The organism is Pseudoalteromonas sp. Bsw20308 (genome assembly GCF_000310105.2).
GTDB classification, from domain to species: domain Bacteria; phylum Pseudomonadota; class Gammaproteobacteria; order Enterobacterales; family Alteromonadaceae; genus Pseudoalteromonas; species Pseudoalteromonas fuliginea.
The window spans coordinates 614,383-628,423 of the sequence record NZ_CP013139.1; the positions used below are offsets into that span (position 1 = coordinate 614,383).

Genomic DNA, 14,041 nt, shown 5'->3' on the forward strand with positions numbered 1-14,041 from the left:
CGATATTAAAAAGGATTATCATGAAATCAATTAAATTAGCATTAGTTGCCAGCGGCGTTATGTTTGCTTTAAGTGGCTGTATGAATACTGGGTTTAGTACACACACTAATACCAGTGCGCAGCCAAACAGAGTTAACGCATCGGCAGGTATTGTTTCAGAGCTTTCGGCAGAGCAACAACTCGATGTACTTGTTGCACAGTATTACGATGAATCGCTCACATATAGCCCCATCAGAGCAACGTACAATGGTCGTAATGAGTTTAACGATCAATTTACGCCTGTGATTTCAAAAGAAAATAGAGCAAAGAAAGCGGCTTTTTATAAAAAATATCAACAGCGCTTAAACTTTATTGATAAAGCACAGTTAACAGGGCAGTCGCTTTTAAGTTTTGAAATATTAGAGCGCGACCTCGCTCTTAAATTAGAAGGTATGCAGTTCCCTGATTATTTACTACCAATTAACCAAATGGCGGGTGCGCATAACACCTTTGCAGGTTTTGGTTCAGGCCAAAGTGCTCAGCCGTTTAATACCGTTGAAGATTACACTGCTTTTATCTCGCGTAGCGAAGGTTTTGTAAAGTGGCTTGCCAGTGTAGAGCGTTCAATGGCGCAAGGCATTAAACTAGGTATTACGTTACCAAAACCACTTGCTGAAAAATTGCAGCCACAATTTGCAGCTCATGTAGTTAAAAATGCCGAAAATTCACTATTTTGGGGACCAATTAAAAAATTACCAGAATCATTTAGCGCACAGCAAAAGCAAAAAACTACAGCGCAGTATCGTCAATTGATTATGCAGCACTTAGTACCGGCTTATAAAAGCATGAGTGATTTTTTAGCTAATCAGTATATTCCTAATAGTCGAGAAAGCGTAGGTTACAGTGATTTACCAAACGGTAAAGCGTGGTACGAATACCAAATTAAGAAAAACACAACGCTTAGCTTATCTGCAGACGAAATTCATGACATTGGTTTAAGTGAAGTGTCGCGCATTTTAAGCGAAATGAAAAAAGTAAAAGAAACCGTAGGCTTTAAAGGTGAACTATCTGAATTTTTTGATCATTTACGTGATTCAGATGAATTTTACTACGACACGCCTGAGGAGTTAATTGCGGCATATGAAAACGTTAAGAAAAAAATAGACGCGCGTTTGCCTCTGCTTTTTGACATCGCACCCAAAGCACCTTACGTTGTAAAAGCGGTTGAAGCATACAGAGCACAGTCTGCAGCTGGTGCATCATACGCATCACCGGCACCTGATGGCTCTCGCCCAGGTATTTTTTATATCAATGCTTATAACTTAAAAGCGCAGCCTAAATTTTTACTCGAAACTTTATCGATTCACGAAGCAGCCCCAGGTCATCACTTTCAAATAGCACTTCAGCAAGAAATAGAGGGGTTACCTGATTTTCGTAAATTTGGTGGTTACACTGTGTTTGCAGAAGGTTGGGCGCTTTACGCAGAAAGCTTAGGCAAAGAGCTAGGTTTATTTACCGACCCTTACATGTGGTACGGGCGTTTATCGGATGAGCAATTACGTGCAATGCGTTTAGTGCTTGATACCGGTTTTCATGCAAAAGGGTGGACGCGTCAGCAGGGAATAGATTACATGCTTACAAATTCGTCTATGGCAAAGAGCGATGTAATTGCAGAAGTTGAGCGATATATTGCATGGCCAGGACAAGCGCTTTCTTACAAGTTAGGGCAATTTAAAATTCAAGAGTTACGTGATTTTTCTAAAAAACAACTGGGTGATAAATTTGATATTAAAGCGTTTCACACGCAAATATTAATAGATGGCGCATTACCAATGCCAATATTAGAGGAAAAAATTAAGCGTTGGGTTAAATCTCAAAGCTAATTTGTAGCGCAAAGCCAGTACTTTGAAAGGGTATTGGCTTTGCGCCATTTACAGCAATACGGTAGAATGCGCGCTCTTTAGGGGGCACGAGTAAACTATGTTTGATCAACAATTAGCAAATACACAATTTTGGCTTAAAAAAAGCTTAAGCGACATGAGTCAAAACGAATGGGAAGCCATTTGTGATGGATGCGGAAAATGTTGTTTAAATACGTTTATTGATAGCGAAGATGAAGACGAATTTACCGCCACCGATCAGTTACGCGAAGGTGAGCAATTAATATTTACCAATATTGTATGTCAGTATCTCGATAACAACACCTGTGGTTGTAGCGAATACGAAAACCGCCAAACGCTTGTTCCTTCTTGTGTAAAACTCACAAAAGAAAACCTTAAAGACATCTTTTTTATGCCACAAAGCTGCAGTTACCGTCGTTTACACGAAGGTCGTGGTTTGGCTTCTTGGCACCCGTTATTAAATAATGGCGATAAAACGAGTATGCATGAGTTAGGTATTTCTGTAAAAGACAAAACAGTAAAAGATTGTGATGTAAAACTCGACGACTTTGATTTGTACATTGCTGAGTGGCCAACAAAGGACGTAAATTAATGAGTAAGCAACAAGCCGTAATTGGTTTAATCAATCCTAAAAGCCCGACTAATGTTGGCGGTGTATTGCGTGCAGCAGGTTGTTACGATGCTAAACAAGTTTTTTTTACAGGTAATCGTTACTTAAATGCTAAAAAATTTCATACAGATACAAAAAATGTGGTTGAACGTATCCCTTTAACTGAAACCGACAGTTTAGAGACGGTAAAACCAGAGGGCGCTACCGTTGTTGTTATTGAGCTTATTGAAGGTGCAACACCTTTACCTGAGTTTAAACATCCTGAAAATGCATTTTATGTATTTGGCCCCGAAGATGGCTCTGTATCAAAAGACGTTCTAAAGTGGTGTGATGAAGTTGTGTATATTCCAACTATTGGCTGTATGAACCTAGCGGCTACTTGTAATGTGGTTTTGTACGACCGCTTGGCTAAATTAGGCGGTGTTGAGAGCAGCGATACAACAATTATAAGCTCACGTGATACCAACAATAAAATGAAATGGGTGAAATGTTAGCTCATCTTTCCTCTTGCGTAAATTGTCGTAAGCATTTGAATTAATTTATCAATTAAGTTTCCCCACATCTAAATAGGTTGGTGTTTATTTTGCCTATTTAAAAATGATAACCCTAATTCAGCATGCCGCAGTTAATATATTTGTGCTTAAAAGATTTGGACATAGAGTAAACGAATTACACTTGCTTGCTCTCACTTGCGTAGAAGTTGGCTTCGATGATTTAAGTAAGCTGGTAAGTATTAAGTAAAGTCGTGTTTAACATTATTAACTTTTTAATTAGGCTAATTAAAGAGAATATAAACACACAAGGCTAAATTTTCTCCTACACTTATTGCTATTAATACTATTTTTTAATAGGTATGCCATGCGATTTTTGTTTATTCTCCTTTTGATCTTTACTGCGGAGACGGCTGCTGAAATACCGATTACTTATCAAAGTAGCGGTAATAATATTATGCTGCACGGTGAACCTTATAAATCAGGGACGCTCTATAAAGCAAATAACAGTAAACAAACGCTTCATATTGCGACATTAGATTGGCCCCCATACATTGGTGATAAATTATGCAATAAAGGGTGGGTGTACCAATTTGCAGTTTCACTACTTAATAGTCAAGGTTATAGCGTCCATATTGAATTTTTACCTTGGGCACGAGCGGTAAGAAATGTTGAGTTAGGCAAAGCAGATATTTTAATGCCTGAATATTTTATTGAAGACACAGCACCTTCTGATTATGTATTAGGAAAAACTCGCAGCGACTTATTAGGTTTATCAAATTCATTTAAAGGCGGCGAAATTGCGTTTCTAAAAAGAAAGCATGAGGCTGACCGCTTTTCTGGCAATTTGAAATCACTCAAAGGTCAACGGATTGGTGTGGTCCGTGGCTATCAAAATACGCCTGAGTTTGATGCAATGATGGACAATAATGAATTTCAAATAATGCATTCAGTTGATGACTTACAGCTTGTTCAGCTATTAGTGGCGAAAAGAGTTGATTTAATTATTGGCGATCCGACAGTGTTAAAGTTTTCAGTTCAATACTCATCGTTAAGTCATTCACAAAAACAATTTTTATTAAATTCAATCGAAGAAGAAAGTATCCCACTACAAAATAACCCTCTGTATTTTGCAATAAGTAAATTGAGTCATAATTGGCTTGGTGTTTTGGAGGATATTAATAAGGGATTATATAAATTTAATAATAGCGGCGAAACTCAACGTTTAATTGATAGCCTTAATTCTGAGTGTGGATACTAGTTAACCTAAACTGTGAATAATAAATCTATCTCGAGCAGCTATTTTCAGCGCTGTCTGCGTTGGGTTACTGCAATAGGTCAGCTATTGACGCGTAAATTCGCCTTGTCCCCACTTAAAATCTCCGGTTAGAGAAAATAAATTTAATCATAATTCAATACATTAGTAAATCTCTTGACCAGAGTTTAGGTTAGTAACAATAAATGTTGTAGTGGAACGTTCCTAGTAGGTGGCGTATTATTTACAAATAAACATGTAAAATCGTTTTCAATTTGTTAATGGAGTGAAAACGACGTGAGTGAAATAAATACAAAACAATCATTTTCGGTCAACGAACAGCAAAAGAAAAATTATCTGTTTCCGCTGACTGCAATGACAACCCTATTTTTTTTATGGGGTTTTATAACGGTATTAAATGATGTACTAATACCCCGCTTAAAGAGCGTATTTGATTTAAGCTACTTTGAAGCAATGCTTGTGCAATTTTGCTTTTTTGGTGCTTATTTTATTGTATCGTTACCCGCTGGAATTTTAGTTAAACAACTAGGCTATAAAAAAGGTATTTTAACTGGCTTAGTTGTGGCATCGATTGGGTGCATGTTATTTTATCCTGCTGTGGTTGTGCATGAATATTGGCTTTTTTTAAGTGCGCTATTTGTCCTTGCTTCAGGTATTACAGTTTTACAGGTATCTGCAAACCCTTATGTGGCCGCTCTTGGTCCTGAAAAAACAGCCTCGTCGCGCTTAAACTTAGCACAAGCTCTTAATGCATTAGGTACCACCGTTGGTCCTTATGTTGGTGGGTTATTGTTTTTTGGCGCTGCAGGTAGCCTTGCTGTCTCAGTAGTTTCTGCAGAATCAGTGAAAATTCCTTACTTACTGCTAGCAGCAGCTCTGTTGTCAATTGCTATTATTTTTGCCTTTATTAAATTACCAGAAATAGAAGCGCATAAAGACAATAACGATCAACAAACTCAAACTCGCTCATTAACTCAAGCGCCTCATTTAACAATGGGTGTGTTAGCTATATTTTGTTATGTAGGAGGAGAGGTTGCTATAGGAAGCTTCTTAGTTAATTACTTTGGCGAGGCACATATTGCAGGTCTTGAAGAACACTCAGCAGCTAAACTCATTAGTTATTACTGGGGAGGTGCCATGGTCGGTCGCTTTATTGGTTCTGCACTTTTACAAAAAATTGCGCCATCTAAAGCTATTGCTTTTAATGCATGCAGTGTCATTGTTTTATTATTGATAACAATATTTAGCGACGGCGACGTTGCATTATATTCAGTATTAGCAGTTGGTTTATTTAATTCTATTATGTTTCCAACCATCTTTTCTGTTGCAATAGAACGATTAGGCTCATTAACGAGTAAAGGATCTGGTTGGTTGTGTCTTGCAATTGTCGGTGGCGCGTTGATCCCTCTGATACAAGGGTACTTTGCTGACACGGTTAATATACAAGCTAGTTTCTTTGTCCCAATGTTGTGTTATGTATTTATTGCTTGGTACGGTTTAAACGTAGTTAAACTAGCGAAAAAATGGTGATTGAGCTGTTGTACTTAATCTTTTTAATTTCATAAGATTAAGCTTTTATTATATTAGGTTTAAATAATACCGATCTGCTTAGATACGGGGTAATTTAGTTTGTTAAGTTATCCAAATACCTATGCAGATTGGTACAAGTAAACTAGCTCAGCTTGTTGCCTTTATAAAAGGCGATTGAAGGTTTTATTAGGGCTTACTAACTTTTACAATTCGAAAGTTGCTCTAACGAGTAAATTTAATTACCGCGCTGCGCATGTTTGGCGTTTACACTGTATTCTCGGTTATTTACGGGAAATAACGACACCACATAGGTCTGCCTGAAAATAAGCCGACCATGGTAAATACTCCTTTGCAGTGATTAAACCTTATTTAGTTAACGTACATTCATCCCTTCATGCACAATGTTTTTAGTGATTGAATACGTATTCAATTACTAATCAAGTCGTTACTTTGTAGAACGTTCCAATTTTATGTTTAACTCATCACACAGATAATCCACGTTCTGTCAGTTAGTCCTTTACTCTTATTTTTAACGAAATCGCAGCTTACAGGGGTTATTAAGTAAGAAAACTTTCTAAATTTTGCTAAAATTAACAGGCTAACGAATATAAGAATAATGCATTTATGTCCCCTAAGCCTGAACTTTATAGAAAGGTGACTATTGCAGCGTTATGCATTTAAGCTTTCGTATTTTAGCCGTATTCGATTAATTACATGTATGTGAATAAATTTAGTCGGTTATTTTTACTAAATGATGAAGCGGTTTTATTTTGATAGGCTATACGTATAAATAAGTTGAAGAAAAATTAAAAATGGCTTTCGCTTTACTTTATACCAGTATGATGACGAGTGAAAACCCTCCTTGTCGACTATTCTTATTGAACTACAAGGCATTCAACAACTCTCATAAAGTATTTAAAGCAATAAAATAATGGTGAATAAAATTTCTAACAAACAAAGCTGGCTAAACTTAATTAACATTGACAGTGTTTATAGTTCTGACAAACAACGTCAAGCGTTTTCTTTATTCACTATGATTGCTATATCTATTGTTGTTATTAGCATTCTAATTTTTTTGAATTATGATGTTTACTCACCAATATTAACAAGTGCATTAATTGCAGTTAATGTAACCATTATTTGTAGTATGTTTTACTTTATAAAAACTGGGAAATTAGAAACTGTCGCATTAATTTGTATGAGTATTGTTTTTATATTGTGTATTGTCCTTACTTATACTGGAGGAAAGGAAAATACTGCATTGTATTGGCTCATGTTCTACCCTGTTGTTACCTTTTCTTCTTTAGGTGTAAGACTGGGCACATGGCTAGGTTTAACTTTATTACTGTGTTGTATCGCCATTTTATATGGTCCAAATTTCGGTCAAGTTGTGTATGGTGATATTGAAAAAACACGATTTATAGCATCGTTTACCTTAGTGTACATATTTTCATTTATTGGTGAGTTTTTTAGGTATCGAAGTCATATGGCAATTGCTGATATTACACTGGAACAAAAACAAGATGCTTATACCGATCAACTTACAGGGATTGCTAATAGACGCTTTATTACTTCTCATTTTTTAAAGCTTGTTGATAGTCGACCGAATGAATACCTTCCATTTTCATTATTATTACTGGATTTAGATCATTTTAAACGACTTAACGATACGTACGGCCATGATTTTGGTGATATTGTGTTAATTGAATTTACCAAAATACTCGAATCACAATTTCCTACATCAGCAGTAAAAGCACGGTACGGCGGTGAAGAATTTGTTGTTATTTTACCAAAAGAAACAAGTGCAAATGCTGTTGATATTGCTAACCGTTTTCGTGAACACGTAGCAGCACAAGTGTTATTAGCTGAAGATAACCTACAAATATCACTTACCTGTAGTATTGGTGTGGTACAAGTTGATAAAGTAGGCGATTATAATAGTGCGCTAAAACAAGCTGATGAGTATCTTTATAACGCCAAAGCGCTTGGTCGTAACAAGGTTGTTTCTACAAAAGATTAAGGATTAATATGAATCAATGTAAACTTATTTATATCCATGACCCAATGTGCAGCTGGTGTTGGGGCTACACACCAACCTGGCTTAAATTAAAAGCTGAGCTTGAAAATAAACTGACGGTTGAATATAAAGTAGGTGGTTTAGCCCCTGATAGCCAAACTGCAATGACGCAAAATATGAAAGAGCGGCTTGAAAGTATATGGCATAAAATAGAGAGCGAATTAGGCACACAATTTAATTTCGAATTTTGGCAGAAAAACCAACCAAGACGTTCAACATACCCAGCATGTAGAGCTGCATTAATTGCACGAAAAAAAAATAAAGAAAGTGAAATGATTGAAGCAATTCAACATGCTTATTATTTAAATGCACAAAACCCGTCAGATGATAGTGTTTTAATTTGTTTAGCTGAACAAATAGGTTTAAATAAAAATGAATTTACCGTCGCTTTCCTATCAGATGAAGTTAATAATGAACTCAAAGCTGAATTACAATATACACGGAGTTTACCTATTCATGGATTCCCATCTTTAGTATTTCTTCGTGAGGATAAGCTGTATTCAATTGAGATTAATTATAAAGACTGGCGCCACACGTATAATCAAATTATTAAACTGTTAGATTAATTTATCTCTTTATTGTGTGTGTTTGCTCAACAAGTGATCACTCCTTCCTTTTAAGTCTCAATTGTTTCAGTTGTCATAAAATAGACTTTTTTGCGCAACATCCCTGTCATGTTTTATCTATAAACTTCTGCTCATTGGAAATCTCAAGCCATAAATTATTTGTCTAACAAAGTTTTTAGGCTTGAAAAATAAACTAGCAAATCTGCTAATTAACGAGTGAAGGTGTATGCGATGAAAGGCGTTAAACCATTAATCTTAGCTGGTATTGTGGCCGCAAGTGCAGCAGTACAGGCAAACGATTTAAATAAGGTTATTGATAAAAGCAGTGAAATTAATATATCCGCTGCGCAATCACAAACAAAAATAGACAAGATTGCAGATTCAATGCAGGGACGTTTACAGCAATTTAAAACCCTAAATAAAGAAATTGACGGCTTAGCTGTTTACAACTCTCAGCTAACTAAGCAATTAAATAATCAAATCGAAGAAATGGAATCATTGAATTTATCAATGGATCAGGTTTCGATTATTGAACGTCAAATAACACCTTTAATGATGCGCATGATCACTGGTCTTGAACAGTTCATATCTCTTGATGTGCCATTTTTACAAGATGAACGTGCAAAACGTTTAACGTCTTTAAAAACGATGATGGATCGTGCTGATATTACTTCAAGCGAAAAGTTTCGTCGTGTTCTCGAAGCGTACCAAGTAGAAGTTGATTACGGCCGTACAATCGAAGCGTACACCGCTTTGTTAGAAGTTAGTGGCAAAGAACGTGAAGTTGATTTCTTACGCATAGGCCGTTTAGAACTTATTTACTTAACACGTGATGGCAAACAAGCAGGTAGCTGGAATATAGAAACGAAATCGTTTGCAGCACTGCCTGATTCGACAATAAGTCAAATTAACAAAGGTTTGCGCATAGCGCGTAAACAACTTGCCCCAGATATGCTAACTCTGCCAGTACACGCAGCAGAATAAGAGGTTGAAAATGAAATTGTTTACTCAAATGACAAAAATGGCTTTATTCGTTGCAAGCCTTAGCTTTACCGGTTCGAGTTTAGCTGCTGAGCCAATGAACCTTGATTCATTACTTAAAACGTTAGAAGAGGGTAAATCAGCCCAAAGCGTACAAAACCAACAACGAGAGCAAGCGTTTGCAACGCGTCAAAATGAACAAGTGCAAATGTTAAAAAACACACAAGCAAAACGTAATCAAATGCTTGTTGAGTCAGAGCAACTGGAAACGCAGTTTGAAGAAAATGAAGTTAAATTAGCCAATTTAACGGATACTTTATCAAAGCGTATGGGCTCACTTAAAGAACTATTTGGTGTATTACAGCAGGTTGCTGGTGATTCGAGTAATAAATTTGCGACATCTGTCGTATCGGCGCAAATCCCTGGTCGCAGCGCATTTATGGATGAGTTAGCACAAAAAATGGGGTCGACGTCTAAACTTGCATCAATCGAAGATATTGAAAAAGTATGGTACGAATTACAACGTGAAATGACTGAGCAGGGCAAAGTAAGTCGCTTTAATACCACCGTCATAGTCGAAGGTGGTAACAAGGCAGAGCAAGAAGTACTTCGTGTTGGTGCATTTAATTTAATCTCAAATGGTAAATACTTAGAGTACAATCCAGGTACAAACACGTTAAGTGAACTTACTCGTCAGCCTGTTTCACGTTTTACCGCAACAGCGAGTGATCTACAAAATGCTAAAAGTGGTGCAGTTCAGTTTGCACTTGACCCAACAGGCGGTTCAATTTTAGGTTTATTAGTACAAGCCCCAGATACTGCCGAGCAAGTACACCAAGGTGGTGCGGTTGGTTATGTTATTTTAGGTGTAGGTTTACTTGCACTGTTGATTGCGATAGAACGCTTTGTATCTTTATTACTTGTTGGTGGAAAAATTCGTCGTCAGCTAAAAGATAATGTAGCGCGAGATGACAATCCACTGGGTCGTGTTATGAAAGTAAAAGACGACTATCCAAATGTGGCCTACGACACGCTTGAACTAAAATTAAGCGAAGCTATTCTACGTGAAATGCCAAAAATAACACGTAACCTTACTCTCATTAAAATCATCTCTGTTGTTGCACCGTTATTAGGTTTACTAGGTACGGTAACCGGTATGATAAATACTTTCCAAGCAATTACTTTATTTGGCACAGGCGACCCAAAACTCATGGCGGGTGGTATTTCACAAGCACTAGTAACAACGGTCCTAGGTTTAGTTGTCGCGATTCCTACTGTGTTCATATATACGCTGCTTAATACACGTTCAAAAGGGTTACTGCTTATTTTACAAGAGCAGAGCGCAGGTATTATCGCAGAGCGAAGCGAGAAGGGAGCATAAACCATGGTGCTATTGATTGATTCAATCAATGCTATCCGTGATTTTCTCGACACCGGTGGCCAAGTTCTGTTGGTCATCGGGGTGTTAATCTTCGCGATGTGGTTATTGATACTCGAGCGATTTATTTACTTTTTCAATGGTTTTCGCAGTTATAAAAAAGGTGTTAAAAGCACATGGACTATTCGTGATGAGCGTAATAGCTGGAATGCTGAACAAATACGTCAAGCTATGATCTCGCGAGCAAGTATGCGCCTTAATACCAATTTGCCTTTAATTAATGTGATGGTGGCGTTATGCCCGCTACTCGGTTTATTAGGAACGGTAACCGGAATGATAGAAGTATTTGATGTTATGGCAATTACAGGTACCGGTAGTGCTCGTTCAATGGCGTCAGGTGTATCTAAAGCAACTATTCCAACAATGGCAGGTATGGTAGGTGCGTTATCAGGAGTGTTTGCCTCAACGTACTTACAACGTAAAGCTAAGCGCGAAGTAGAGCTTCTTGAAGACAGCATGGTGTTAGACCATTAAATAAATTTTGATAAGCGCCTTACAAGTTCGCTTACCCTAGGAGAATAAAAAATGAGAGCCCCTTTAGGTAATTTAATGCAAGAAGATGAAGCAGAAGAAATAAACATGACACCTATGTTAGATGTTGTTTTTATAATGCTTATTTTCTTTATTGTGACAGCATCGTTTGTCAAAGAAGCTGGTATTGATGTAAATCGTCCAGAAGCTGCAACAGCTGTAAAAAAGGAACGTGCAAACATACTAGTGGCTATTTCAGACAAAGGTGAGATTTGGATCAATAAACGTCAAATTGATATACGAGCTGTTCAAGCAAACATTGAGCGTTTGAAAGCTGAAAACCCTCAAGGCAGTGTTGTAATTCAGGCAGACAAAAAATCTACAACAGATACATTGATAAAGGTAATGGATGCAGCACGTGCCGCAGGTGTGTTTGATGTGTCGATTGCAGCTCAAGAAGCATAAGGGTTAGCAATGCGTTATTTAGTAGCATTAATTATAGCTGGTGTAGTGACTTTCATGCTTTTTTTAGGCATGCAAGCACTTATAACTGGCGGCGATGGAGCGATGAGTGAACCCGCTAAAGGGAACGTACTTGATTTTGTAAGGCTTAAAAAAGAAGAAAGCGTACAAAAAAAAGAACGTAAACCACAAAAGCCACCCACACCAAAAGAACCGCCTCCACCAATGGAGTCACCGCAAATGCAAAGTAGTGATGCTAATGCAAATGCTAACAACTTTGACTTTGGTGCCAATGTTGATGCGGATGTCAATTTATCAGGTGGCTTATCGCTGGACTCAAGTGATGGCGAATATTTACCGATAGTAAAAGTGGCTCCAGTTTACCCGCGCCGTGCATTGTCACGTGGTATTGAGGGTTACGTTATTGTTGAATTCACTGTAACTAAACAAGGTACTGTGCGTGAGCCCCACGTTTTAAAAGCAGAGCCTGAGTCACTATTTGATAAAGCTGCAATGGATGCAGCCCTTAAATTTAAATACAAACCGCGCGTAGTTAATGGCGAAGCTGTTGAAGTTGCGGGTGTTCAGAACAAAATTTCTTTCCAGATCAGTGGTTAATTTAGCGATTAATTAAACCTACGAGTAAATGGTTCGAAAAGCGAGGCGATTATGAAATCAATGACAACATTACGACCTGTGGCAAAACTTTTAAAATTAACACTGTTTTGTACCGCAGCGATAAGTACAAGTATTATTACTCCTAGTGCAGTGAGCATTTTACCCAGTGTAGATGTAGCTACAGCCAATGCGGCGCAAGAACAAAAAACTAAACGTGTGCCAGCTTTACGTGAAAAAGTATACAGCCAGCTGGCACGTGCACAAAAGCTCGCCGATGATGGCGATGTTAAGGCAGGACTTGAAGCACTTGATAGCATAAATGAGCGCTCATCGAGTATGAACTCGTACGAAATTGCGATGATGCATAATTTTTATGGTTTCATATATTACAATGAAAATGACTTACCAAAAGCTATTGCAGCGTTTGAAAAAGTAGTTGCTGAGGAAGGTATCCCAGAATCACTGCGTGTGAGCACGACGTTCAGTTTAGCTCAATTGGCAATGGCTAATAGTGACTATGAAAAAGTGATTGCATTTTTAGACCAATGGGATGCTATTAATACTAAACCAATTACTGATGGTTATTATGTATTGCGAGCACAAACCTATTATCAGTTAAAAGATTTTAAGCAAGGCCTTAATTATATTACCCAAGCAATTACTCTAAGCGATAGTGAAGGTAAAACACCTAAAGAAAATTGGCTAGTTTTACAGCGTGCAATGTATTACTCGCTTAACCAAACAGATAAAGTGGTTGATGTATTGGAACGTATGGTAAAGCTTTACAACAAACCTGAATACTGGGTTCAGTTATCGGGTATGTATGGTGAATTAGGGAAAGAAAGGCAACAGCTTAGTGTTATTGAAGCCGCGTATCAGCAAGGTTTTTTAACCTCTAAATCTGATTTACGCCAATTGGCTCAGGTGTATTTATATAATGGCTTAGCGTATAAAGCCGCCACTGTTATGAGTAAAGCTATAGATGCTGGAATTGCTGAGCAAACTGCAAAAAATTATGCTTTTGTTGCTGAGGCGATGATCCAGGCAAAAGAAGATGAAAAATCAATCACGTATTTTGCTAAGGCGGCTGATTTATCGCCAAGTGGTAAGTACGACCAACGTTTAGCCGAAGTGTATGTAAATACTGAGCAGTTTGAAGAAGCTGCCGATGCTGCGCGTAAAGCGCTTGATAAAGGTGACCTTGATTTTGAATCAAACGCTTTTGTTGCTTTGGGAATGGCGCAGTACAATTTACAAAATTTTGATGCATCAATTTTAGCGTTTGAACAAGCCCAAAAGCATAAAAAGTCACAGCGTTTAGCACAGCAATGGATCAAATATGTGAAGCGTGAAAAAGTACATGCAGAAACACTCAGAACAGCGTTACTTTAATTTTTAACTAGCGTGATTATTTGGTAACAGGTATACACGTCAAGCTATTTCATAATCGCACTATGCAAACCGCCTTAAATTTATTTTTGGCGGTTTTTTTGTTTTGTTTTAATTAACCATTTGAAATTTATGAAAATAACTTTGTCATCTTATGTTTATTAAAGTGTAACGGCTCTGTCATACAGCTCCCGTAAGGTAGTCGCAGCTAAGAACTCAAGTGACCTTAATGCATTAAAAAGTGCCTTAAGG

The 14,041-nt window shown here is 37.5% G+C and carries 13 protein-coding genes; all 13 read left to right on the top strand.

Translation table 11 applies throughout. The features are described from left to right. The first annotated feature begins 20 nt into the window (after positions 1–20). The 13 genes from D172_RS19915 to D172_RS19975 all read left to right on the top strand — a co-directional run bounded on the left by D172_RS19915 (position 21) and on the right by D172_RS19975 (position 13,792). The gene (locus D172_RS19915; protein WP_007377610.1) at positions 21–1,862 is read left to right on the top strand and encodes a DUF885 domain-containing protein; all 1,842 of its coding nucleotides are present in this window, start codon (positions 21–23) and stop codon (positions 1,860–1,862) included. Positions 1,863–1,959: 97 nt separating this feature from the next. Continuing rightward, a complete protein-coding gene (locus D172_RS19920) occupies positions 1,960–2,472 on the top strand; it encodes a YcgN family cysteine cluster protein (RefSeq protein ID WP_007377608.1) in 513 nt (170 codons plus the stop codon). Continuing rightward, the gene (locus tag D172_RS19925) at positions 2,472–2,984 is read left to right on the top strand and encodes an RNA methyltransferase (RefSeq protein ID WP_007377607.1); all 513 of its coding nucleotides are present in this window, start codon (positions 2,472–2,474) and stop codon (positions 2,982–2,984) included. Before D172_RS19920 ends, D172_RS19925 begins: the two co-directional genes overlap by 1 nt. 364 nt (positions 2,985–3,348) lie before the next feature. Continuing rightward, positions 3,349–4,242, top strand: a complete 894-nt coding sequence (locus D172_RS19930) for a substrate-binding periplasmic protein (RefSeq protein WP_007377606.1) — start codon at positions 3,349–3,351, stop codon at positions 4,240–4,242. A gap of 291 nt (positions 4,243–4,533) precedes the next feature. Then, positions 4,534–5,787, top strand: coding sequence for a sugar MFS transporter (locus D172_RS19935; protein ID WP_007377605.1), 1,254 nt, complete (start codon positions 4,534–4,536; stop codon positions 5,785–5,787). Between the two features lie 931 nt (positions 5,788–6,718). Beyond that, entirely contained in the window at positions 6,719–7,807 is a 1,089-nt protein-coding gene (locus D172_RS19940) for a GGDEF domain-containing protein (protein WP_033023743.1), read from the top strand. 8 nt (positions 7,808–7,815) lie between these two features. Further along, on the top strand, positions 7,816–8,430 hold the full coding sequence (locus tag D172_RS19945) for a DsbA family protein (RefSeq protein WP_007377603.1): 615 nt from the start codon (positions 7,816–7,818) through the stop codon (positions 8,428–8,430). A gap of 231 nt (positions 8,431–8,661) precedes the next feature. After that, the gene (locus D172_RS19950) at positions 8,662–9,414 is read left to right on the top strand and encodes a DUF3450 domain-containing protein (protein WP_007377602.1); all 753 of its coding nucleotides are present in this window, start codon (positions 8,662–8,664) and stop codon (positions 9,412–9,414) included. A 10-nt stretch (positions 9,415–9,424) separates the two neighbouring features. Further along, positions 9,425–10,792 carry a MotA/TolQ/ExbB proton channel family protein gene (locus D172_RS19955; RefSeq protein WP_007377601.1) on the top strand — a complete coding sequence of 456 codons (1,368 nt, stop codon included), beginning with the start codon at positions 9,425–9,427 and terminating at the stop codon, positions 10,790–10,792. A gap of 3 nt (positions 10,793–10,795) precedes the next feature. Beyond that, the gene (locus D172_RS19960; protein ID WP_007377600.1) at positions 10,796–11,323 is read left to right on the top strand and encodes a MotA/TolQ/ExbB proton channel family protein; all 528 of its coding nucleotides are present in this window, start codon (positions 10,796–10,798) and stop codon (positions 11,321–11,323) included. A gap of 51 nt (positions 11,324–11,374) precedes the next feature. Continuing rightward, positions 11,375–11,785, top strand: coding sequence for an ExbD/TolR family protein (locus D172_RS19965; RefSeq protein ID WP_007377599.1), 411 nt, complete (start codon positions 11,375–11,377; stop codon positions 11,783–11,785). 9 nt (positions 11,786–11,794) lie between these two features. Then, the gene (locus tag D172_RS19970) at positions 11,795–12,400 is read left to right on the top strand and encodes an energy transducer TonB (RefSeq protein ID WP_007377598.1); all 606 of its coding nucleotides are present in this window, start codon (positions 11,795–11,797) and stop codon (positions 12,398–12,400) included. 51 nt (positions 12,401–12,451) lie between these two features. Beyond that, positions 12,452–13,792 carry a tetratricopeptide repeat protein gene (locus D172_RS19975; RefSeq protein ID WP_007377597.1) on the top strand — a complete coding sequence of 447 codons (1,341 nt, stop codon included), beginning with the start codon at positions 12,452–12,454 and terminating at the stop codon, positions 13,790–13,792. Positions 13,793–14,041: the final 249 nt, after the last annotated feature.

What these genes read in the sequence shown, in the direction of transcription:
- D172_RS19950 (WP_007377602.1), top strand. Translation starts at nt 8,662, where the DNA reads ATGAAAGGCGTTAAACCATTAATCTTAGCTGGTATTGTGGCCGCAAGT.
- D172_RS19930 (WP_007377606.1), top strand. Translation starts at nt 3,349, where the DNA reads ATGCGATTTTTGTTTATTCTCCTTTTGATCTTTACTGCGGAGACGGCT.
- D172_RS19915 (WP_007377610.1), top strand. Translation starts at nt 21, where the DNA reads ATGAAATCAATTAAATTAGCATTAGTTGCCAGCGGCGTTATGTTTGCT.
- D172_RS19960 (WP_007377600.1), top strand. Translation starts at nt 10,796, where the DNA reads ATGGTGCTATTGATTGATTCAATCAATGCTATCCGTGATTTTCTCGAC.
- D172_RS19925 (WP_007377607.1), top strand. Translation starts at nt 2,472, where the DNA reads ATGAGTAAGCAACAAGCCGTAATTGGTTTAATCAATCCTAAAAGCCCG.
- D172_RS19945 (WP_007377603.1), top strand. Translation starts at nt 7,816, where the DNA reads ATGAATCAATGTAAACTTATTTATATCCATGACCCAATGTGCAGCTGG.
- D172_RS19940 (WP_033023743.1), top strand. Translation starts at nt 6,719, where the DNA reads ATGGTGAATAAAATTTCTAACAAACAAAGCTGGCTAAACTTAATTAAC.
- D172_RS19970 (WP_007377598.1), top strand. Translation starts at nt 11,795, where the DNA reads ATGCGTTATTTAGTAGCATTAATTATAGCTGGTGTAGTGACTTTCATG.
- D172_RS19975 (WP_007377597.1), top strand. Translation starts at nt 12,452, where the DNA reads ATGAAATCAATGACAACATTACGACCTGTGGCAAAACTTTTAAAATTA.
- D172_RS19955 (WP_007377601.1), top strand. Translation starts at nt 9,425, where the DNA reads ATGAAATTGTTTACTCAAATGACAAAAATGGCTTTATTCGTTGCAAGC.
- D172_RS19965 (WP_007377599.1), top strand. Translation starts at nt 11,375, where the DNA reads ATGAGAGCCCCTTTAGGTAATTTAATGCAAGAAGATGAAGCAGAAGAA.
- D172_RS19920 (WP_007377608.1), top strand. Translation starts at nt 1,960, where the DNA reads ATGTTTGATCAACAATTAGCAAATACACAATTTTGGCTTAAAAAAAGC.